The organism is Streptomyces sp. NPDC021093 (assembly GCF_044333135.1).
In the GTDB taxonomy this organism is placed as follows: Bacteria; Actinomycetota; Actinomycetes; order Streptomycetales; family Streptomycetaceae; genus Streptomyces.
Map to the genome: position 1 here is coordinate 67,958 of NZ_JBIRQJ010000001.1, position 21,153 is coordinate 89,110.

At 72.2% G+C, this 21,153-nt stretch carries 17 protein-coding genes; 6 read left to right on the plus strand and 11 right to left on the minus strand.

Features of this window, described 5'->3' with window-relative positions; all coding sequences use genetic code 11:
* Window positions 1-5: 5 nt before the first annotated feature.
* Window positions 6-917 (minus strand): LysR family transcriptional regulator, encoded by a 912-nt coding sequence (locus tag ACH4SP_RS00290; RefSeq protein ID WP_398407924.1) that lies wholly within the window; start codon window positions 915-917, stop codon window positions 6-8.
* A gap of 295 nt (window positions 918-1,212) precedes the next feature.
* On the opposite strand from ACH4SP_RS00290, the gene ACH4SP_RS00295 reads away from it, so the two are divergent.
* The 4 genes from ACH4SP_RS00295 (at window position 1,213) to cydC (ending at window position 7,362) form a co-directional block, all read left to right on the plus strand.
* A complete protein-coding gene (locus tag ACH4SP_RS00295; RefSeq protein WP_398407925.1) occupies window positions 1,213-2,427 on the plus strand; it encodes a cytochrome ubiquinol oxidase subunit I in 1,215 nt (404 codons plus the stop codon).
* A gap of 40 nt (window positions 2,428-2,467) precedes the next feature.
* A complete protein-coding gene (locus tag ACH4SP_RS00300) occupies window positions 2,468-3,496 on the plus strand; it encodes a cytochrome d ubiquinol oxidase subunit II (protein ID WP_398407926.1) in 1,029 nt (342 codons plus the stop codon).
* A gap of 27 nt (window positions 3,497-3,523) precedes the next feature.
* The gene (gene cydD / locus ACH4SP_RS00305; RefSeq protein ID WP_398407927.1) at window positions 3,524-5,323 is read left to right on the plus strand and encodes a thiol reductant ABC exporter subunit CydD; all 1,800 of its coding nucleotides are present in this window, start codon (window positions 3,524-3,526) and stop codon (window positions 5,321-5,323) included.
* A gap of 347 nt (window positions 5,324-5,670) precedes the next feature.
* Complete coding sequence (cydC, locus tag ACH4SP_RS00310) at window positions 5,671-7,362, plus strand: thiol reductant ABC exporter subunit CydC (protein ID WP_398407928.1); 1,692 nt, start codon at window positions 5,671-5,673, stop codon at window positions 7,360-7,362.
* 10 nt (window positions 7,363-7,372) lie between these two features.
* On the opposite strand, the gene ACH4SP_RS00315 is transcribed toward cydC, so the two are convergent.
* The 5 genes from ACH4SP_RS00315 to ACH4SP_RS00335 form a co-directional block, all read right to left on the minus strand.
* Window positions 7,373-7,762 (minus strand): VOC family protein, encoded by a 390-nt coding sequence (locus ACH4SP_RS00315; RefSeq protein ID WP_398407929.1) that lies wholly within the window; start codon window positions 7,760-7,762, stop codon window positions 7,373-7,375.
* A complete protein-coding gene (locus tag ACH4SP_RS00320) occupies window positions 7,759-8,079 on the minus strand; it encodes an ArsR/SmtB family transcription factor (RefSeq protein ID WP_398407930.1) in 321 nt (106 codons plus the stop codon). Before ACH4SP_RS00320 ends, ACH4SP_RS00315 begins: the two co-directional genes overlap by 4 nt.
* Window positions 8,080-8,298: 219 nt before the next feature.
* A complete protein-coding gene (locus ACH4SP_RS00325; protein WP_398407931.1) occupies window positions 8,299-9,288 on the minus strand; it encodes an NAD-dependent epimerase/dehydratase family protein in 990 nt (329 codons plus the stop codon).
* A 124-nt stretch (window positions 9,289-9,412) separates the two neighbouring features.
* Window positions 9,413-9,991: a Type-2Aa cytolytic delta-endotoxin gene (locus tag ACH4SP_RS00330; RefSeq protein WP_398407932.1), complete on the minus strand. Its 579-nt coding sequence runs from the start codon at window positions 9,989-9,991 to the stop codon at window positions 9,413-9,415.
* Between the two features lie 88 nt (window positions 9,992-10,079).
* Window positions 10,080-11,324 carry a PLP-dependent aminotransferase family protein gene (locus ACH4SP_RS00335; protein ID WP_398407933.1) on the minus strand — a complete coding sequence of 415 codons (1,245 nt, stop codon included), beginning with the start codon at window positions 11,322-11,324 and terminating at the stop codon, window positions 10,080-10,082.
* A 136-nt stretch (window positions 11,325-11,460) separates the two neighbouring features.
* Between ACH4SP_RS00335 and ACH4SP_RS00340 the strand changes: the two genes are divergently transcribed.
* Entirely contained in the window at window positions 11,461-12,825 is a 1,365-nt protein-coding gene (locus ACH4SP_RS00340) for an MFS transporter (protein ID WP_398407934.1), read from the plus strand.
* Here ACH4SP_RS00340 and ACH4SP_RS00345 read toward each other — a convergent pair.
* The 4 genes from ACH4SP_RS00345 to ACH4SP_RS00360 are packed head-to-tail and all read right to left on the minus strand — an operon-like array spanning window position 12,817 to window position 16,892.
* Window positions 12,817-14,349, minus strand: a complete 1,533-nt coding sequence (locus ACH4SP_RS00345; RefSeq protein ID WP_398407935.1) for a patatin-like phospholipase family protein — start codon at window positions 14,347-14,349, stop codon at window positions 12,817-12,819. The genes ACH4SP_RS00340 and ACH4SP_RS00345 overlap by 9 nt on opposite strands.
* Before the next feature lie 34 nt (window positions 14,350-14,383).
* Entirely contained in the window at window positions 14,384-15,340 is a 957-nt protein-coding gene (locus ACH4SP_RS00350; RefSeq protein ID WP_398407936.1) for a hypothetical protein, read from the minus strand.
* Entirely contained in the window at window positions 15,337-16,659 is a 1,323-nt protein-coding gene (locus ACH4SP_RS00355; RefSeq protein ID WP_398407937.1) for a beta-ketoacyl-[acyl-carrier-protein] synthase family protein, read from the minus strand. The genes ACH4SP_RS00350 and ACH4SP_RS00355 overlap by 4 nt, the downstream gene beginning before the upstream one ends.
* The gene (locus tag ACH4SP_RS00360; protein WP_398409445.1) at window positions 16,656-16,892 is read right to left on the minus strand and encodes an acyl carrier protein; all 237 of its coding nucleotides are present in this window, start codon (window positions 16,890-16,892) and stop codon (window positions 16,656-16,658) included. Before ACH4SP_RS00360 ends, ACH4SP_RS00355 begins: the two co-directional genes overlap by 4 nt.
* A gap of 228 nt (window positions 16,893-17,120) precedes the next feature.
* Between ACH4SP_RS00360 and ACH4SP_RS00365 the strand changes: the two genes are divergently transcribed.
* Complete coding sequence (locus tag ACH4SP_RS00365) at window positions 17,121-19,604, plus strand: ATP-binding cassette domain-containing protein (RefSeq protein ID WP_398407938.1); 2,484 nt, start codon at window positions 17,121-17,123, stop codon at window positions 19,602-19,604.
* A gap of 13 nt (window positions 19,605-19,617) precedes the next feature.
* Here ACH4SP_RS00365 and ACH4SP_RS00370 read toward each other — a convergent pair whose 3' ends face one another.
* A complete protein-coding gene (locus ACH4SP_RS00370) occupies window positions 19,618-21,114 on the minus strand; it encodes a S41 family peptidase (protein ID WP_398407939.1) in 1,497 nt (498 codons plus the stop codon).
* Window positions 21,115-21,153: the final 39 nt, after the last annotated feature.

Here is a 21,153-nt window from a genome sequence, read left to right on the forward strand (position 1 = left end):
TCTGCTCAGGAGGCGGGAGGGTCCGGCAGGCGGTGGCTCATGAAGGGGGTGCCGGTGACGAACTCGCGGAATTTCAGCGCCGCTTCGGACAGGTGGGCCTCGCCGTTCCACACCAGGTTGAGCACGCGGTGGCAGTCGGGCGCGGCCAGGCGCACCCAGGCGACGGGAACCCTTTCGCTCGTGCCGAGCTGACGGGACATCCCCGGGATGAGCCCGATGCCGAGGCCTGCGCTGATCATGTCCTGGCTGGCACCCGGTTCGTCGCCCTCGCAGGACAGCAGCGGTGTGAGCCCCTCGGACGCGAACAGCCGGTCGAGAAGGGCCCGTTGCCAGTTGCCGGGGCGCGTGGTGACGAAGGGTTCGTCGGCGATCTCGGCGACCGTCACGCTCTCCCGCCCGTCGAGCCGGTGTCCGGGCGGTACGGCGAGCAGCACCTCCTCGCGGAGCAGCTCGACCGATTCTAGGTTCGCGCCGGTCAGCGGCTGTGAGGCGGCGCAGAAGTCGACCTCCCTGGCGCGGATTTGGCGGTCCATCTCCCGGACGTTGGACTGGAAGAGCCGTACGTCGGCGCGGGGGTGGGCGGCCCGGAAGCTGCCGAGGAGATGGGTGACCGTCAGGAGGGTCTCGGAGGCGACGGCGACCCGGCCGAGCCCCGTGTCACGGGCCTCGCGGACGGCTCTGCGGCCGTCGTCGAGCTCGCTCAGGGCGCGGTCGACGTGCCGCAGGAAGATCGCGCCGTACTGGTTGAGCCGGATGCGGCGGCCCTGCCGGTCGAAGAGCGGGGAGCCGAGCTCGGCCTCAAGGCGCGCGACGGTGCGGCTGAGCGAGGGCTGGGCGACGCGCAGCTCCTCGGCGGCGCGGCTGATGTGCTCGTAGCGCGCGACGGCCTGGAAGTAGCGCAACTGCAGCAGGTCCATGGTCCGCCCTCCGAGGGCCGGCCTTCCGTGGGCCGGGTCTCCGCTTATGCCTTCAGAGTCATCTTCACATGGCAGAACAAGTCTTGGAACGCATAAGGAAATCTCTCTACGGTCGTTCTCATCGGGTCACCGCACAGGTGGACGGGCACACGACGCCCGGCACCTGCACACGCGAAGCGAGGACCCGGACCACATACCTGTGTCCCACCCCGTCAACTCCCGCCCGGTCAACCCCCACCCCGTCAACCCCCACCCCGTCAACTCCCACCCCGTCAACTCCCGGAAAGGTCACCTCATGAGCGCTGCGGATCTGGCCCGGCTCCAGTTCGCGGCCACGACCGGCATCCACTGGCTGTTCGTGATCCTCACCATGGGGCTCGTCCCCCTGGTGGCGGTCATGCACACCCGGGCCGCGTTCACCCGCGATCCCGCGAAGCGGGCCGTCCTGGAGCGTACGACCCGCTTCTGGGGACAGCTCTACGTCATCAACTACGCCGTCGGCATCGCCACCGGCCTGGTCATGGAGTTCCAGTTCGGACTCAGCTGGAGCGGGCTGAGCAAGTTCGCGGGCAATGTCTTCGGCGCCCCGCTGGCCCTCGAAACCCTCATCGCCTTCTTCGCCGAGTCCACCTTCCTCGGCATGTGGATCTTCGGCTGGGGCCGGCTGCGCAAGGGCGTGCACGTGACGCTCATCTGGCTGGTCGCCCTGACCGCGTACGCCTCCGCGTACTGGATCCTGATCGCCAACGGCTTCATGCAGCATCCCGTCGGTTACGAAGTCAGGGACGGGGCCGCGTACTTGACCGATTTCGGGGCGCTGCTCACCAACCCCAACGCGCTGCTCGCGCTCGCCCACATCACGCTCGCCGCGCTGACGACGGGAGGCGTCTTCGTCGCCGGGGTCAGCGCGTACCACTTCGTACGGGGGACCACCGAGACCGAACTGTTCCGCGGTTCCCTGCGGCTGGGGGTCGCGGTGTCCACGGTCGCCTCCTTCTTCGTCATCATCGTCGGCGACCTCCAGTTCCCGCTGATCCGGGCGAACCAGCCCGCGAAGGCGGCCGCCGTCGAGGGCGGCGGCTGGCTGCAGTTCTCTCTGGACGCGATGACGGTCATTGGCAACACCGTGTCCACCGTCCTGCTCGTCGCCGCCGTCCTGCTGCGGAAGGACCGGCTGGTGCGTTGGCGCCCTCTCGCGTACCTGATGACGGCGATGATCCCGTTCCCCTTCATCGCTTCCGTGGGCGGCTGGGTCTTCCGCGAGGTCGGACGCCAGCCCTGGCTGGTCTACGGCGAGTTGACGGTGGAGGACGCGCTCTCCCATGTCAGTACGTCCTTGTTCGCCGTGTCCTGCGCCGTGTTCATCGCCCTCTTCGTCGCGCTGGCGGCGGTGAACTGGACCTTGATCGTCCGCTTCGTCCGCCGTGGTCCCGGCGCCGTACAGCTCGGCGCCACGGAGCCGCTCGCCGAGGAGAAGGAAGAGGAGAGGGAGACGGTCACGACCTTCTGACGGACGTCAACTCCAGCACACGGAAAGAAAGTTGAACGAAATGAGCCTGGAGACACTGTGGCTGGCCCTCCTCGGGCTGCTGCTCGGCGGGTACTTCGTGCTCGGCGGCTACGACTACGGCGCACAGATGCTGCACCCGCTCCTCGGTGGCGGCCGGGACGACCCACGCATACGCCGCCGCGGCGGGAACGCCGCCCTCGACGCCATCGCACCGTTCTTCCTGGGCAACGAGGTCTGGCTGGTCGCGTTCGCCGGAGTCCTGTTCGGGGCCTTCCCGCACCTGGAGGGCTCTCTCCTGCCCGGTCTCTATCCGCTGATCGTGGCGATCCTGGTCGGTCTTGTGCTCGGCAATGCCGGGGTCCAGTTGCGCGGCCGCGCCCGCGGCGTCCGTGGCCGGCGGTGCTGGGACGTCCTGATCGTGTGCGGCGGTGCACTGCCCGCCGTGTGCTGGGGACTTGTCGTGGGCCTGCTGCTCCACGGGGTGCCGCGACGGGCGGACGGGACCTTCCACATCGGGTTCGGCGAGGTGTTCACACCGTTCGTACTGGCCTGCGGTGCGACGACCGCGCTGCTCTTCGCGGCGCACGGGGCAGCCTTCGTCGCACTGCGCTCCGATCCAGAACTTGCCTCCACGGCAAGGAAGTTGGGTACGGGACTGCTCCGTGCGGCCGGTGCCGCAGGCTCCCTCGCGCTGCTGCTGACGCTCTTCGGTGCGGGCGCCGCCGTGACGAACCGCGTGACCTCGGCGGTTCTCGCCGCCCTGTTCACGGCGGCGCTCACCGGCGCCTGGTGGTGCCTCTCGCGCGGGCACCGGGTCCGGGCGTTCGCCGCCACCTGCTGCGCGGTGCTGCTGCCCGTGCTGCTCGTGGGGGCCGGCCACTACCCGTACGTACTGATCGACTCGGCCGGTGGCGGGATGACGATCCATCAGGCGGTCACGGACGGTGTCACGTTGCAGATCCTGACCGTGTTCGGGGTCGTGCTGGTCCCGGTGATCCTCGCGTACCAGTCGTGGAGCTGGTGGGCCTTCCGGGGGCGGACGGGCCGCCGCCACCCCAGCTACTTCTGATGAGACTCCGACGGGAAGGGCCCTGAGATGAAGCCGGCCGAACGGCGGCTGCTGCGCGAACTCCCGCTGCTGCGGCGTCATATGACGTACTCCGCGGTGCTGGCACTATTGGGCGCCGGGTGCATCGTCGCCCAGGCGTGCCTGCTGGCGACGGTGCTCGCGGACGGCTTCTCCGGGAGCGGGCTGGCCGGGAGCGAGACGGCCGGGGAGGGATTCGTCGGGGCCGGATTCGTCGGGGACGGGTTCGTCGGGGCGGCCGGGTCCCCGATCGCCCTGCTCACCGCCCTGGGCTCCGTCATGGCGCTGCGCGCCCTGCTGACCTGGGCCCGCGGGGCGCTCGCGCAGCGTGCCGCGGCCGATGCCAAGCGTGCGCTGCGCGACCGGATCACCGGCAGCCTGCGGCACACCGGCCCCCTGCGGCTCACGGCCCGCAGGCACGGCGAGACGGCGACGCTGCTCACCCGCGGCCTCGACGCCCTGGACGCGTACGTCGTCGGCTGCCTGCCCACCAGGGCCGCCATGACCGTGGTGCCCCTCGTGGTCGTCGGCTGGCTGGCGTGGACCGACTGGACGTCGGCGCTGATCGTGGTCGTGACGCTGCCGCTGATCCCGGTGTTCGGCGCGCTGGTCGGTATGCACACCGCCCAACGCACCGCCAGGCAGTGGCAGTTGCTCTCCCGGCTCGGCGGGCACTTCCTCGACGTGGTGGCCGGGCTGCCGACGCTGCGCGCGTTCGGCCGCGAGCGGCACCAGAGCAAAGTGGTGGGCGAGATGGCGGACGCCCACCGGCGCGCCACCATGCGCACGCTGCGCGTGGCGTTCCTCTCCTCCTTCGTCCTGGAGACGGTGGCGACCCTCTCGGTGGCACTGGTCGCCGTACCGGTCGGACTGCGGCTGCTCGGCGGCACGACGGATCTCCGTACGGCGCTGATCGTCCTGTTCCTCGCCCCCGAGGCGTATCTGCCGCTGCGCGCGGCGGGTGCGGCGTTCCACGACAGCGCGGAAGGGATCGCGGTGGCGGAACGGGTCTTCGCGATTCTCGACGACAGGGGTGAGGGCGACGCCGACGACACCGGTGGGGTCGGTTCCCCCGACGGCCGGGAGAAGCGCATGCCGGCCCCCGATGCCCGCACCTCGCACCTGCGCATCGACGGGGTCACCGTCCAGTACCCGGGCCGGTCCCGGCCCGCCCTCCGGGACGTCTCCCTCTCCGTGCGCCCCGGCGAGCACGTGGCCCTGGTCGGGCCGAGCGGCGCGGGCAAGTCGACCCTGCTCGCGCTGCTGCTCGGCTTCACGGCCCCCGCCTCGGGGCGGATCACGGTCGGCGGCACCGACCTCGCGGACCTCGACCCGGACGAGTGGCGTGCACAGGTGGCGTGGGTGCCGCAGCGACCGCACCTGTTCGCGGCGTCCGTACGGGACAACATCCGTCTGGGGCGGCCGGGGGCGAGCGACGCCGAGGTGCGGGAGGCGGCCCGTGCGGCGTCGGCGGACCTCTTCGTCGAGGCGTTGCCGGATGGGTACGACACGGTGCTCGGGGAGCACGGCGCGGGACTCTCGGCGGGCCAGCGGCAACGGATCGCGCTGGCCCGCGCATTCCTCAAGGACGCACCCGTACTGCTCCTCGACGAACCGACCGCGCACCTGGACGCGGCGAGCGAGGCGGTGGTCACGCGGGCGACGGCACGGCTGATGCGGGGGCGGACGTCGATCGTGGTGGCGCATCGGGCGGGGTTGCTGCCGTATGCGGATCGGGTGGTCGAGGTACGTGGGGGGAGCTTGGGTGTTCCCCAACTGGTGGGTGCGGAAGGGGTGGTGGGGTCGTGAGGAGGCGGGGCGCGCGGGAGCGGGGTGGGCTCGGGTTGGCGGGCCGACGTGAAGGCAGCATGCGGTACGGGGGTGGGGGCGGGGCGGACGAGCTCCTGCCCGGAGCGAGGGGTTCCGCTGTGCCCACCCGTTCCGCCCCTAGCGGAACGCATGCCCACAGCGAGGGGGAGCGGGAGCGAGTGCCCACAGCTGGGCGGGAGCGGGTGCCCACAGCCGGGCGGGAGCGGGTGCCCACAGCCGGGCGGGAGCGGGTGCCCACAGCCCGGCGGGAGAGCGGGCCCACAGCCCGGCGGGAGCGAATGCCCACAGCCCGGCGGGAGAGCGGGCCCACAGCCCGGCGGGAGCGAGTGCCCACAGCCCAGCGGGAGAGCCGGCCCGCCCTCCGGCTCCTCCGTCATCTCCTCCCCCACTGGCGTCGGCTGCTGCCCGGGGCTCTCGCCGCCGCCGGGAGTGAGCTTGCGGCTGTGGCCCTCATGGCGGTCGCCGCCTGGCTCATCACCCGGGCCGCCGAGCAGCCGCCGCTCGCCTCGGTGGGTCTTGCGATCGTCGCCGTGCGGGCCCTGGCGCTGGGGCGCGGGGTGCTGCGGTACGGCGACCGGCTGCTGGGGCACGACGGTGTGCTGCGGGCCGTCGCCGGGTTCCGTACCCGGGTGTACGAGGCGCTCGTGCCCCTCGCTCCGGCCGGCCTCCCCGCGTTCCGCAGCGGTGATCTGCTGACCCGGCTCGTGGCCGACGTCGACGCCGCCCAGGACCTGCTGCTGCGGGTCCTGATCCCGGCTGCGGCCGCCTGCGCGGTGGGCGTGGTCGCCACCGGGACGGCGGCGGTGCTGCTGCCGGGGGCGGGTGCGGTGCTCGGGGTGCTGCTGGTCGTGGCGGGGGTCCTCGTACCCGCCCTGGTGCTCGCGCTGTCCCGCCGTGCGGGGCGTACGGAGAAGGCCCTGCGCGGCGAACTCGCCGCGCTCGCCGTCGACCTGGTCGAGGGTGCGGCGGACCTCGCCGCGTACGGTGCCCGGGGTCGCGCCGACGAGCGGGCCCGTCGGGCCGCCGCCCGGATCGCCGTGCTGGAGCGCCGCGAGGCCCTCACCACCTCGCTCGCCTCGGCCGTCGTACTGCTGTTCCAGGGCGGGGCGGTGGTCGGCGTCACCCGGCTCGCACTGCGTGCGCACGCGGCCGGTGAGCTGCCCGCCGTGCATCTCACCGTGCTCGCGGTCCTCGCGCTGGTCTCCTTCGAGGCCCTCGCGCCGCTGCCGGCGGCAGCCCGCCGGTTCGCCCAAGTACAGGCCTCCGCACGCCGGTTGGCCGACGTACTCGACACGCCTCCACCCGTCATCGAACCGGCTGATCCGGTCCCGCTGCCCCTTCCGCCGCCCGTTCCGCCCGCCACCGGCGGTCCGCTCGGCGTGGAGATCACCGGGCTGCGGGTACGCCACCGCCCCGAGGGTCCCCCGGCTCTGGACGGGGTGAGCCTGCGGCTGCCGCCCGGTCACCGGGTGGTGCTCGTCGGTGCCAGCGGCTCCGGCAAGTCGACGCTGATCGCGGCGCTCATGCGGTTCGTACCGTACGAAGCGGGGAGCATCCGCGTCGGCGGGCGCGAGCTGCGCGACTGCGCGGGCGCGGACGTCCGGCGCGCGATCACCGGCATGACCCAGGACGCGCACGTCTTCCACTCCACGATCCGCGCCAACCTGGTCCTGGCCCGCCCCGACGCCACCGGGGCCGACCTGCGCGAGGCCGCCCGGCGGGCCAGGATCCTCGACTGGATCGAGTCGCTGCCCGACCGCTGGGACACCCTGCTCGGCGCGGACGGCGCCACGATGTCGGGCGGTCAGCGCCAACGCCTGCTGCTGGCACGCGCGTTGCTCGCCGATCCGCCCGTACTCGTCCTGGACGAGCCCACCGAGGGGCTCGACCCGGACACCGCGGCCGCCGTGCTCGCCGACATCCTCGACGCCACCCGGGGCCGCACCACGCTCCTGGTCACCCACGAACAGTCCGGCCTGGCCGCCGCCGACGAGATCGTGACCCTCGACCGGAGCTGACCCGGAGGGGCTATGCGGGCACCGTGGCGATCTGGATCAGGTTGCCGCAGGTGTCGTCCAGTACGGCCACGGTCACCGGGCCTGCCTCCATCGGCTCCTGCGTGAACCGCACCCCGAGCCCGGTCAGCCTGCGGAACTCCGCGTGGACGTCGGCCACGGCGAACTGGGCCACCGGAATGCCGTCCTCGACCAGTGCGCTGCGGTACGGGCCGACCGCGGGGTGCGCGTCGGGTTCGAGCAGGAGCTCGGGTCCTTCGGGGTTCTCGGGCGACACGACGGTCAGCCAGCGGTATTCGCCCAGCGGAACCTCGTGCTTCTTCACGAAGCCCAGGGTCTCCGTGTAGAAGCGCAGGGCCTTCTCCTGGTCGTCGACGAAGACGCTGGTCAGGTGGATCTTCATGGGGTGGGCTCCGGTTCGGTGGGGCTCGGGGCATCGGGCGGGGCGCCGGGGGTGAGCCAGCGGCCCATGATGCGCCGCAGCGGTCGGGTGTTCAGGTCGTGGAACTTGTAGCGGCCCTCACGCCTGACCCGGACCAGGTCGGCCGCCTCCAGGACGGCCAGATGCTGGCTGACCGCCTGGCGCGACAGGCCCAGTCCGTGGCGGGTCGTGAGCCGCGTGCATATTTCGAACAGCGACTGACCGCTCCGCTCCGCCAGCTCGTCGAGGATCTTCCGGCGGGTGGGATCGGCCAGTGCCTTGAAGACATCGTCCGTCACCACCCCAGCATAGGCAAGTAGCGACTTGCCTATCAACCGCGGCGATGCTCATCGACCGCCCCTAGGGCGCGCCCCTCCCGGCCGGACAGCCTCAGGAACCGGGCGCTGCCCCCGGCCGAGCCTCCCTCACCGGCCGAGCGCTTCCGTGATGAGCCATGGGCCGAGCGCTTCCCGCAACCGGCCGAGCGCTTCCCCCCCCCACCGGCCGGGCGCTTCCCGTCAGGAACCCAGCGCTTCGAGCAGCTCGCGCTCCCGCTCCGCGCTCAGCCCGGCCCGTCGTTCCCGGTCGAGGCCCTGTTCGCGCTCCCAGCGCAGCGTGTCGGCCAGCATCTCCGCCCGGGGCCTGTGCCGCAGTCCCGCGGCGTGCGCCGCCGACCCGTCGCGGGCCGCCCAGCCCTGCCAGCCCGGCTGGACCACCCACATCGGCAGCGATCCGGGGCCCATGTACTCGACCACGTCGTGCGCGAGCAGCCACGCCGATTCGGCCGTGACCACCGGGCCCGTGTGCCCGCCCGCCGTGCGGGACAGCTCGATCCACTCCCCGAACGGGACGACGGGACCCACGGCGTTGTACGTGCCGACGGATCGCTTCTCGGCGGCGTCGAGCAGCCAGGAGGCGAGGTCGCGCGCATCGACCGCCTGGGTCGCCAGAGCCGGTTCGCCGGGAACCAGCAGCGGGCCCCGCTGATCGCGCGCCGCACGCGCCACCCAGTAGCCGGAACGCCCGCTGTGGTCGCCGGGGCCGCCGATCAGTCCGGCGCGTGCGACGAGGAGGCGGTCGCCCACGACGGCCGCCGACGCCTGCTCGCACGCCACCTTCGCCTCGCCGTACAACTCCTTCTCCACCTCGCCGAGTTCGGTCGGCGGCAGGAGTGCGTCGGACTCGTCAGCGCCCGGCGTGCCGTGCGAGGCGTACGCGCTGACGGAGGAGACGTAGATCCAGTGCCGGGCCCTCGCCCCCAGGGCGTCGAGCGCCTCTCGTACGAATCCGGGCTGCCACGACACCTCGACGACCGCGTCCCAGTCCCGGCCGAGCAGTGGCTCGTACGCCGAAGGGTCACGCCGGTCGGCGACCACCAGCTCCGCCCCGGCCGCGACGTCACCGCTCTCGCCGCGCGCGAGGCACGTCACCCGGTGACCGCGCGCGATCGCCTGCCGGGACACTTCCCGGCCCACCCATGCTGTTCCGCCCAGTACCAGGATCTCCATCGCTCCACCCAAGCACCGTGGCCACCGGTCTGCCCAGACGGGTTCGCTCTCAGCGAGAGATCTTCTGCCGGACCGGCCCGGGACGGCGGGACGGTAGGGCTCAGACGGATGGGCGGACGAACCGTCAGGCGGCGAGGCCGAGTTGCTGACGTACGACGATCGCGTTGAGGCGGATCCGGTACGGGGCGATGTCCGTGAGCTCCAGCGCACCCGCGCTCGCCCGGTCCAGGCCGACACTCACGTCGACGCAGAACGCGATCGCGTACAGGTGGTCGCCAGTCTCCTCGCCCTGGAGGGCGAAGAACAGGTCGCGGTAGTAGCTGGTGCGGTCGGGGGTCTCCTCGTAGTACGAGAGTCCCGGTGTGCCCTCCTGGGCGGCGAGGCCGGTGAACGCGCCGACGAGTTCGTCCTCGACGGTGCCCCAGAAGGAGGCCTCGGCGAACTCCCCCGGGAGCGCCTGGCGCACCGCCTCCTTGAGGGAGAGCGCCATGACCGCGACGGGGGCGGTCTCCTGGAGGCCCCAGCCCCGTACCAGTTTGACGATCGAGCTGTCGGGGATCGCGGCGGCGGCCTCCCTGATGTGGCCGAAGTCGAAGTTGACGGTCGCCGGGGCGATCGCCTGCTGGAACAGCCGGTCGACGGCGCGGGCCTGGTCGAGGTGTTCGGGGCTGACTTCCATGACGGTCTTGAAGGTTGCTGGCATTGCTGTGGTTCTCCTCCTGAGGGAGTCGGCCGATCAGGGCGGGGCCAGTATGCAGGGCTGTCCGGCCCCGCCCACCACCGGCTCCGGGTCAGCCCAGTGCCTCGGCCAGCCGGGTCAGACCGATCGCGATCTCGTCGGGCGTGTGGGTGGTGAAGGAGAGGCGCAGCGTCGCCTGGTCCGGGCTGCCCGCGAAGAACGGGGCGCCGGGGACATAGGCCACCTGATGCGCAACCGCCTTCTTCAGCAGGGCGGTCGCGTCGTTCCCTTCGGGGAGGCGGGCCCAGAGGAACATGCCGCCCTCGGGATGGTTCCAGGTGCTGCCGGACGGCAGTGCGCCGGCCAGTCCGGCGAGGAGCGCGTCACGGCGTATGCGGTAGGCGTCACGGACGACGGCGAGGTGGACGTCCAGGTCGCTGTCGGCGAGGTAGCGGGCCGCTGCCGCCTGGTCGAGGGTCGAGGTGTGCAGGTCGGCGGCCTGCTTGGCGATCACGCAGGCCCGCCGGAGCGAGGCGGGGCCGCGCAGCCAACCGAGCCGCAGCCCGGGGGCCATCACCTTGGAGAAGCTGCCGAGCAGGACCGTGCGGTCCTCGGCGCCGGGACACTGGGAGATCCACGGCACCGGTTCGCCCTCGAAGCGCAGTTCGCCGTACGGATCGTCCTCGACGACCCAGAGCCCGCGCCTGGCCGCTATCTCGGCGACTGCGCGGCGGCGGGCGAGGGGGAGCGTACGGCCGGTGGGGTTCTGGAAGTTGGGGACCAGGTAGAGCAGTTTGGGCCGCTCGGACGCGACGAGTGCGTCCAGGGCGTCCGGGACGACGCCGTCGTCGTCGGTGGGGACCGGGACGACCCGTGCGCCCGCGAGCCCGAAGCACTGGAGCGCGGCGAGGTACGTGGGGTCCTCGACCAGGACGGTGTCGCCGGGTTCGAGGAGGGCGGCGGCCAGCAGCGAGAGCCCCTGCTGCGAGCCGCCGGTGATCAGCAGGTCGTCGGCGCGGGTCGGCAGGGACCGGGCGTCCAGCCGGGCGGCGACAGCCGCACGCAGCGCGGGATCGCCCTCGGTGGTCGAGTACTGGAGCACCCGCCGCGGCGACTCGCGCAGCACCGCGTCGTACGCGGCCCGGATGCCCCCGGCGTCGAACAGTTCGGGGGCTGGCAGACCGCCCGCGAAGGAGATGATGTCGGGGGCGTCGGTCAGCGCCAGGATCTCCCGGACGGGAGACCCGCCGACGGCGGCGGTACGGGCGGCGAGGGCGGGCACGGCGGCTGCGGTGCGGCCGGGGCGTGCGGGGCTGGTGCTGGCGGGACTCGGGCTGCTTCCGGCTGTGGTGGTCATGGTGCAGACCCTACGAAGAGGGCGCCGTGCGTCCAGAGGGACTCCCACATCCGAGCGCGGTGCGCCGGGCGGGATCGGCCAGGATCTATGATCGGGCCTCCCCACCCCGGCCATCGGCCCCCCACTTGGAGCAGCAGTGAAGACAGGCGATCAGATTGTCCAGGAGCTCCCGTGGAGATGGGGTGTTCAGGGCAGGATCTTCGTCATCGGCGGCCTCGGCTACCTCTTCGACGCGTACGACATCGCCCTCAACGGCTTTCTGATGCCCCTGGTCGGCACGGAGTTCGGCCTCACCATCGGCGAGCGCGGTCTCGTCGCCACCGCGAACCTCGTCGGCATGGCCGTCGGCGCCGTGGCCTGGGGTTCGGTCGCGGACCGGATCGGCCGCAAGAAGGCGTTCAGCGTCACGCTGCTGATCTTCGCCGTGTTCTCGGTGCTCGGCGCGCTCTCGCCCACGTACGGGATCTTCCTGCTGCTGCGCTTCCTGGCCGGCATCGGCCTCGGCGGCTGCATCCCCGTCGACTACGCGCTGGTCAGCGAGTTCTCGCCGCGCAAGTACCGGGGGCGGATCCTCACCGCGCTCGACCTGTGGTGGCCGATCGGGGTCACGCTGTGCGGCCTCGTCTCGACGGCGATGCTGCCGCTGGACGGGAACTGGCGGTGGATGCTGCTGACGATGACGCTGCCCGCGCTGCTGCTGTTCTGGGTCAGGCGGGGCGTCCCCGAATCACCGGTCTACCTCTCCGAGAAGGGCCGCGAGCAGGAGGCGCGTGCGGTCATCGACGACCTCGTCGCCCGTACCGGCGCCCCCGTCGAGCCGTACGGAATCCCGGACCCGCCTGCCGCTCCCCGTACGAAGGGCCTCGCAGCGGCCGCCGAACAGCTGCGCCTCATCTGGTCGTTCAGCCCTCGGATCACCTCGGCGGTCTGGCTGATGTTCGCCACGATCCTGCTGGTCTACTACGCGGCGCTGAGCTGGATGCCCTCCATCCTCAAGGCCGAGGGGCAGGGCGACACCGCCGCTTTCACCGGTACGACGCTGATGGCCGGGCTCGGCATCCTGGGCGTGCTCGTCTCGACGGCCCTGGTGGATGTCGTCGGCCGCAAGTGGCTGATCGGGGTGAGCGCGCCGCTGGCCACCGTGGCGCTGGTGGTCTTCGCACTGGTACGGGACCAGGGCGTCGCCCCGCTGGTGGCGATCGGTGCGTTCGGCTTCCTGATCCAGCTGGCGATCCCGGCGCTGTACGCGTACGCGTCCGAGCTCTACCCGACCCCGCTGCGCGCCACCGGCTTCGGCTGGGCGTCGTCGGTGAGCCGGTCGCTGACGGGTTTCGCGCCGCTGCTCTTCGGGTCGGTGCTGTGGCCGGTGCTCGGTCTGCCGTGGACGTTCGCCGTGCTGGGCGTGGCGGTGCTGGCCGCGATGGCGTGGATGGCGGTGGCGGCACCGGAGACGAAGGGACGGGAGCTGGACGCCCAACCGGCTCCCGCCGTCTCACTCTGAGCCGGGGCCGGTACCGAACAGCGAATTCCCCACGCAGCCCGGTTCGCTGCTCGTGAAGTAGTCGTGGAACGCCTCCACCAGCTCGTCGAGGCTGGTGACCCCGTCACCGTTGGTGTCCAACCGCCGTGCCACCCTCGCGCTTTCGGACTCGGCGACGCCCAGGGCGCACAGCAGACGGCCGGTCTCGGCGGGGTTCAGGAAGCCGTCGTGGTCGTGGTCGGCCACCGCCAGAATCGCCGCCACGACGGGCAGCAGATGCGTGCTGTACGCGGCGGAACTCGATGCGAGCCCGGCCAGGGCCTTGCCGAACGGCTCCCGCTCCAGCGTCACCGCGTCCGCGTCCACACCTTTCCGCGCCGCCCCTGCCGCACCCTCTGCCGCCGCCGCGAGGCTCTCCCAGTACGTGGTGAACTCCCGCTCCAGAGCGGCCGCGCGGGCGCTGCCCTCCGCGTGTCCGAAGGCGCCCGCGACCCGCTGGGCCGCCCGCCGGAAGTCCGTACCGGAGACGACGCCGTCGGCATCCGTGTCGTACACGTCGAAATGCCTGCGGAGCTTGGCCGCCACGAACGGCGTCAGTGGTCTGCGCACGGGCGACACGGCGGGGGTGCTGCGCCGGGGGGCCGCCGGCCGCCGGTTCTCCTGCTCGTCGAGGAAGCGGGCCGCCGCCCGGTGGCCGCCCTCCACCCGCCGGTGGATGGTGGCGAGTTCCTCGCGCCGGGTGGTCCACGCCCCGTTCTCCGGCGGCTCCATCAGGTCCTCGCCGCTGGGCAGGATGTGCACCGCCACGCCGTCCGGCCTGCTGTTGAGGGCGTGGTGGAGGTGGTGGCGGCGGGACAGCTCCAGGACCATGGGGCCCAGCTGCCAGGGGAACCGGGCGGGCCGCAGCTGCAGCTCCTTCTGCCGCATCCGCAGCACGTACACCGTCGTGGCCCCGTGGGCGATCGCCCGCGTGAGGGGCACGGACTCGGCCACTCCGCCGTCGACGTAATGCTCGTCGCCGATACGGATCGACGGCCACAGCCCCGGGATCGCGGCGGACGCCATGACGCAGGGGACGAGCGGCCCCGAGTCGAAGTAGCGGACGGTGGCCCGCTCGATGGAGGCGGCCGTGCACTCGTAGGGCACCGCCAGGTCCTCGATGCGGGTGGCGGCGCCGAGGTACTCGGAGAGCAGTCTGCGGACCACTTCGTTGGAGTTGATCGCCGAGCGCATGGACAGGGCGTTGAGGATGCTGCGCGCGTTCAGCCGCATCGCCCTGCTGGTGACGAAGTCCCGCCAGAAGCTCTCCATTTCCTCGCACACGGACAGGGTGGGGTTCTTCGCGATCATGGCGCCCTGTACGGAGCCGATCGACGTGCCGATGACGAAGTCGGGGACGATGCCGCGCTCGAACAGGGCCCGCACCATGCCCGCCTGATAGCCACCGAGGGGCCCGCCGCCGCCCAGGACGAAGGCGACGCGGGGAGAACCGGAGGCAGCGGCGGTGGCATCGGGGCGGCCGGTCGTGGCCGGGGTGTCAGTCATGGCCGGGATCTCTCACTGGGGTGCGGTTTCGGGCTTACGGGGCGTACGGGGTGGAGCGCCGGAGCTTCTGGGCAGGCGCCGGGGCTCGGGGTCCGGGGTCCGGCGCACCGCGTTTGCGGGCGATCCACTCGTCCATGGCCGCCCACTGCCCGTCGAGCCAGGCGGCGGCCGCGGCGGGTTCGCGGGGCACGTCCTCGGCGCGCGTGTGCCACCAGGTGAGGTGGATCCTGCGGTCGTCCGCCCGGGGCGGCGGGTAGCCGATGTCGACGAAGCCGCCGACGAGGTCCTCCAGGCCGGTGTGGCCGACGACGAGCACGTCCGCCTCCGTCGCCTGGGCCAGTACGCGCGCGGCACCGGCGGACACCGGCGGCATTACGTACCTCAACTCCCTTGCCCAGCGGGCCCGTTCAGGATCGGTGCCGTCCAGCAGGGCGAGGGTTCTGCGGCGCCCGGCGGCGGTCATGTTCGCGCCTTCCGGGAAGTACGCGAGGGCGTCGCGCGGTCCCATGTTGCGGGAGTGGTGGATCAGCGCCCGCATGGCGCGGGCCGGGCCGCTCCTGTTCCAGCGGATCAGGTTCACCCGGAGCCGGCGGGCCAGCAGCCCGACCGCCGGGTCGAAACCCGGCAGGGAGCGCCCCACACTGAGCATGCCGCGGTCCAGGACGCGGCAGGCGAGCAGCGCCGCCAGCTGGAAGTTGAACGGCCCGGAGTGCCGCAGCAGCAGGACGACGGGGCGGCCGGGGGCGGGCAGCGGCAGGCCGTCGCCGGTGTCCAGGGTGAGCCCGGCCCGGCGGAGACCGTCGGTGAACACGCGGTGGGTGAGCCGCGCCAGCAGCCGCTCGCACTGCTGCGGGTCCGAGGCCCGGCCGCGGACCACGGCCAGCAGCACCGGGGCCTCGAACCGGACGACGTACGCGCCCAACAGCCCGAGCCCGCGCGCGGAGGCCCGGAGACGGCGGCCGAAAGGGACACGGCGGTCGAGACGGCTCACGGTGCGGTCACCACCAGCGCCGCGTTCTGTCCGCCGAAGCCGACGGAGGTGGTGAGGACCGCGTCGACCCTCCTGCGTACGACGGTACGGGCGATGTCCAGGTCGCACTCGGGGTCCGCCGCGGTGAGGTTGGCCGTCGGCGGCACCGTCCCGCGCGTCACGGACAGCACCGAACAGACCGCCTCGATGGCGCCCGCGGCCCCCAGGGCGTGGCCGGTGACCCCCTTGACCGAGGTGACGAGCGGGCGGTGCGGCAGAAGCCGGGCGAGGACGGCGGCCTCCACGGCGTCGCCCCGGGGCGTACTGGTGGCGTGGGCATTGACGTGGTCCACGTCCCCCGCCGCCACTCCGGCGTCGGCCAGCGCGCCCCGTACCGCCGCTTCCAGGCCGGTGCCGTCCGGGTGCGGGGCCACGGGGTGGTGGGCGTCGGCACTGGCCCCGTAACCGGCCAGCCGGGCCTGAATGCGGGCGCCGCGCGCACGCGCGTGGGACTCGCGCTCCAGGATCAGCACGCCCGCGCCCTCGGCCGCGACGAAGCCGTCGCGCGCGGTGTCGAAGGGGCGGGAGGCGGCGGCCGGGTCGCCGTCGCCCGGCCCGGAGAGCGCCCCGAGGCGGGCGAAGCCGGACAGTACGGCGGGGGTCAGCGCCGACTCGCTGCCGCCGGTGATCACGACGTCGCAGCGCCCGGCGAGCAGCATGTCGCGCGCGACGCCGACGGCGCTGGAGCCGGAGGCGCAGGCGGTGCTGACGACGAGGCAGGGCCCGGTGGCACGGTGGGCGATCGCGGTCTGCCCGGCGACCATGTTCGGCAGGTACAGCGGGAGGAGCAGGGGCGAGACGGCGCGGGCACCCCGGCTGTCGAGGGCCTGCTGGGCGACGGTGTACGCGTTCAGTCCGCCGAAGGCGGTGCCGAGCACGACGCCGACCCGCGCGCCGTCCCAGCCGTCCGTGTCGAGCCCGGCGTCCGCGAGGGCCTCGGCGGCGGCGACGAGCGCGAACTGGCTGAACCGCTCAAGCCGGTGGGCCTCGCGCGCGCCCAGCAGGGAGTCGGCGTCGAAGCCGGGCACGCGGCAGGTGAGGTGGCCTGCGGCCGACCGGGCCCCGACTCCCGGCTTGGGCTCCGCCCCTGCCCCTGCCCCTGCTCCAGCTCCAGCTCCAGCTCCAGTTCCTGCTCCTGCTCCTGCTCCTGCTCCTGCTCCGCACCCTGGCTCCAGGGTGGCCGTGCCGCGCCCGGCGCAGATGGCCTCCCAGCTGGCCGGTACGCCGATGCCCGCCGGAGTGACCAGACCGAGGCCCGTGACCACGGCCGTGTCCGTCACCGGCGGATGCCCTTTTCCACAAGCGTGACCAGCTCGTCGACGGTCCTGGCCCGGGCCAGCCGGTCGCCGTCCACCTTGCTGCCGTAGGTGTTCTCCAGTACGACGCAGAGCTCCGCCATCGCGAGCGAATCCACCTGCAGGTCGTCCAGCGACCCGTCGAGGCGGATGTCGGCCGCCGGGATCCGCAACGTTTCCGCCATCAGCACCCTGACTTCGGCAAACACGGCTGTCATGGCTGTCACGGCTACCTCCTTGCATTCCTCGCGAACCAGATTTCCGGACATTATTGCCTTTATCGGACAAATCATTACGCATGGCTGGGCCACGCGTGGCGACCGCCCGCGGGTACGCCCGTACCGGTCAGGATTCGAGAAGCGCAGGACACCCCGGCCGCACTAGCGTGACCTGCACGGACGCCGGCGGGGATCGTGGAAACGGCCCGCACGACAGATGGAGACACCATGGACAGGGCCACAAGGGCGGGCAAGCAGTCGTCTGCGCCGCGCGTCACCGCGAACAGCCGCAAGACCAGCACCGCGAAAAGCACCACGAAGAGCACCGCGAGAGGCACCGCGAAGCGCCCCTCCGCAGGCCGCCCCGCCGCGCAGAGCCACGACCTGATCCGCGTCCACGGCGCACGCGTGAACAACCTCAAGGACGTCAGCATCGACATCCCGAAGCGCCAGCTGACGGTGTTCACCGGCGTCTCGGGCTCCGGCAAGAGCTCGCTGGTGTTCGACACGGTCGCCGCCGAGTCGCAGCGGCTGATCAACGAGACGTACAGCTCCTTCGTGCAGGGATTCATGCCGACTCTGGCCCGCCCCGAGGTCGACGTGCTCGAAGGGCTGACGACCGCGATCATCGTCGACCAGCAGCGGCTGGGCTCCGACCCCCGCTCCACGGTCGGCACCGCGACCGACGCCAACGCGATGCTGCGCATCCTCTTCAGCCGGCTCGGGAAGCCGTACATCGGCTCGCCCGGCGCGTTCGCCTTCAACGTCGCCTCGGTCCGGGCGAGCGGTGCGATCACCGTCGAGCGCGGCAACAAGAAGACGGTGAAGGCGACCTTCAACCGCACCGGCGGCATGTGCACCCGCTGCGAGGGCCGGGGCTCGGTCTCCGACATCGACCTCACCCAGCTCTACGACGACTCCAAGTCGCTCTCCGAGGGCGCGTTCACCATCCCCGGCTGGAAGTCCGGCAGCTTCTGGACCGTACGGGTCTACGCCGAGTCCGGCCTCCTCGACCCGGACAAGCCGATCGCCAAGTTCACCAAGCGGGAGAGGGAGAACTTCCTCTACCACGAGCCGGTCAAGGTGAAGGTCGACGGCGTGAACCTCACCTACGAGGGGCTCATCCCCAAGATCCAGAAGTCGTTCCTGGCCAAGGACCGGGAGTCGATGCAGCCGCACATCCGGGAGTTCGTGGACCGGGCGGTCACCTTCGCCACCTGCCCCGAGTGCGACGGCACCCGGCTGAGCGAGCTGGCCAGGTCGTCGAAGATCAAGAAGCTCTCCATCGCCGACGCCTGCGCGATGGAGATCAGGGACCTGGCCGAGTGGGTACGGGGGCTGACGGAGCTCTCCGTCGCACCCCTGCTCACCGCTCTGCAGGACGCCCTCGACTCGTTCGTGGAGATCGGTCTCGGCTACCTCTCCCTGGACCGCGCGTCGGGCACCCTGTCGGGCGGTGAGGCGCAGCGCGTGAAGATGGTCCGCCACCTCGGCTCCGCGCTCACCGACGTCACGTACGTCTTCGACGAGCCCACCATCGGCCTGCACCCGCACGACATCCAGCGGATGAACGACCTGCTGCTGCGGCTGCGCGACAAGGGCAACACCGTCCTCGTCGTGGAGCACAAGCCGGAGACGATCGCGATCGCCGACCACGTCGTCGACCTCGGCCCCGGCGCCGGTACGGCGGGCGGCACGGTCTGCTTCGAGGGCACCGTGGACGGGCTGCGCTCCAGCAGCACCGTCACCGGGCGCCACTTCGACGACCGGTCCACCCTCAAGGAGACGGTGCGCGAGCACGACGGCGTGCTGGAGATCCGCGGCGCCCGTGCCAACAACCTCCAGGACGTCGACGTCGACATCCCGCTCGGGGTGCTCTGTGTGATCACGGGTGTGGCGGGCTCCGGCAAGAGCTCCCTCGTGCACGGCTCGCTCCCCAGGGGCGAGGGCGTGGTCTCCATCGACCAGGGCGCGATCCGCGGCTCGCGGCGCAGCAATCCGGCGACGTACACCGGACTGCTCGACCCGATCCGCAAGGCGTTCGCGAAGGCCAACGGGGTGAAGCCGGCCCTGTTCAGCGCCAACTCCGAGGGTGCCTGCCCGAATTGCAACGGCGCGGGCGTCATCTACACCGACCTGGGGATGATGGCCGGCGTCTCCTCCCCCTGCGAGGAGTGCGAGGGGAAGCGGTTCCAGGCGTCGGTACTCGAATACCGCTTCGGCGGCCGTGACATCAGCGAGGTGCTCGCGATGTCGGTGACGGAAGCGGCGGAGTTCTTCGCCTCCGGCGAGGCCCACACCCCCGCCGCGCACCGCATCCTCACCCGCCTCGCCGACGTCGGGCTCGGCTACCTCAGCCTCGGCCAGCCGCTCACCACACTCTCCGGCGGCGAGCGGCAGCGCCTCAAGCTGGCCACCCACATGTCCGAGAAGGGCGGCGTCTACATCCTCGACGAGCCGACCACCGGCCTCCACCTCGCCGATGTCGAGCAACTCCTGGGCCTGCTCGACCGGTTGGTGGACTCGGGCAAGTCGGTCATCGTCGTCGAGCACCACCAGGCGGTCATGGCCCACGCCGACTGGATCATCGACCTCGGCCCCGGCGCGGGCCACGACGGCGGCCGGATCGTCTTCGAGGGCACCCCGTCCGACCTCGTCGCCTCCCGCCCGACCCTCACGGGCGAACACTTGGCGGAGTACGTGGGCGGCTGACCGAGGCGCTCCGTCAGCGAGCGCGCAGCTCCCGCAGTGCCCGCTTCAGGGCCGGGTCGCGGAAGTTCGCCAAGTCGGCCTCGGCATGGACCGGTTCGGGGTGGGTGGGCGGGATGCCGGTGCCGTCGTAGGTCCTGCCGTCCCCGTCGAGGAACTTCTCGTTGGGAACGGTCAGTGTCCAGCCGTTCGGCAGGGCGCGCTGCATGGTGTCGGAGAAGACCCCCTGGGTGGGTTCGCCGATCCGGATCGGCGCGGGCGTGCGGCCCATGAGGGACTGGGCGAAGGACTCTCCGGCGCTGATGGTGAGCGGGCCGCCGAGCACGGCGACGGGTCCCGTGAAACGGGGGCCCGCCGCCGGGCGGACCCGGATCGGCTGCGGGGGCGTCCCACTCTCCGGATCGTCCGGGTCGTTGCGGGCGACCTTGGTGTACGCGGTGTACGCACGGTCCGTCAGCCGGCCCGCGATCCTGATGCCCAGCGCGTCCGCGCCGCCCCCGTTGAGGCGGAGGTCGACGACCAGGCCACGCATGGCCCGTACCCGCTTCTCGGTGAAGACGGCGGCCAGTGCCCGGTCCAGGATGGCCGCGTCCGCATCGGGGCCGACCGGTCCTTCCTTGCCGCCGTACCCGGCGAAGATCGTGACGCGGAGATATCCGGTGCCTCGCCCGAGGTCCGCGTACTGGATCTGACCGTCCGCGAACTCCTCGACCTTCTCGGGCAGTTGGGCGCGCGTCACGGCCGCCACCCGGTCCCGGTACTTCTCGTCGCCGAAGAAGGTGCCGGGACGGACATTGAGGGTGTGCCGCTTGCCGGTGGCGTCGCGGAGCTGGGTGTGCATGTCGTGCAGCGGCTCGATCATCGCGCTGAGGATCTCGAAGAGCCGGTCGTCGCTCGTGCCCGCGTTCACCTGGGGGCGGTACTTGGCCCGCATCGCGTCCCAGTCGACGCCCTTGGCGCGGAGGAAGGGGTAGTTCTCGCGGAGGGTCGCCCAGAACACGTCGAAGGTGTGCACCGGGTCGGCGGCCGGGGGGCGCGCACAGTCGGCGGGCAGTGCGGCGATCCGCTCCAGACGCTGCTCCCCCACCGAACCGGCGGGCGCGAGGCGGGCGTTGTCGGCTCCTGTCGTACGGAGCGTCAGCCAGCGCACTCCGTCCTTGTCGCGGAAGGGCACGCCACTGTGGCCGGGAGCCCCCTTCCCCGCGGTCAGCCGCAGACGGCCCGGCAGGCACCCCGCAGCGGAGTACTCGTAACTCCGCATCTCTCCCTGATGCACCGTCAAGTACTGCTGGTAGCCGTCACTTCGCCAGACTCCCTCCAGCGCGGCGCCCGCACTCGCTCCGCCCCCGGCCGACTGCCGTGCGTCCTTCGCCTGCGCCGCGGCACCCGGCGGCACCACCAGCGCCGCCGCGACTGCCGCGGCCGCCACGGCGACCGCTCCCCACTTCGTCGCCGTCCGCACTTCCGGCCGCCCCGTACTCCCGAACATCGCCAGCACCTCATTCGTGCACACTTCCCGGAACTCCCGTCCCGACCACCCTCCCGCGCCACG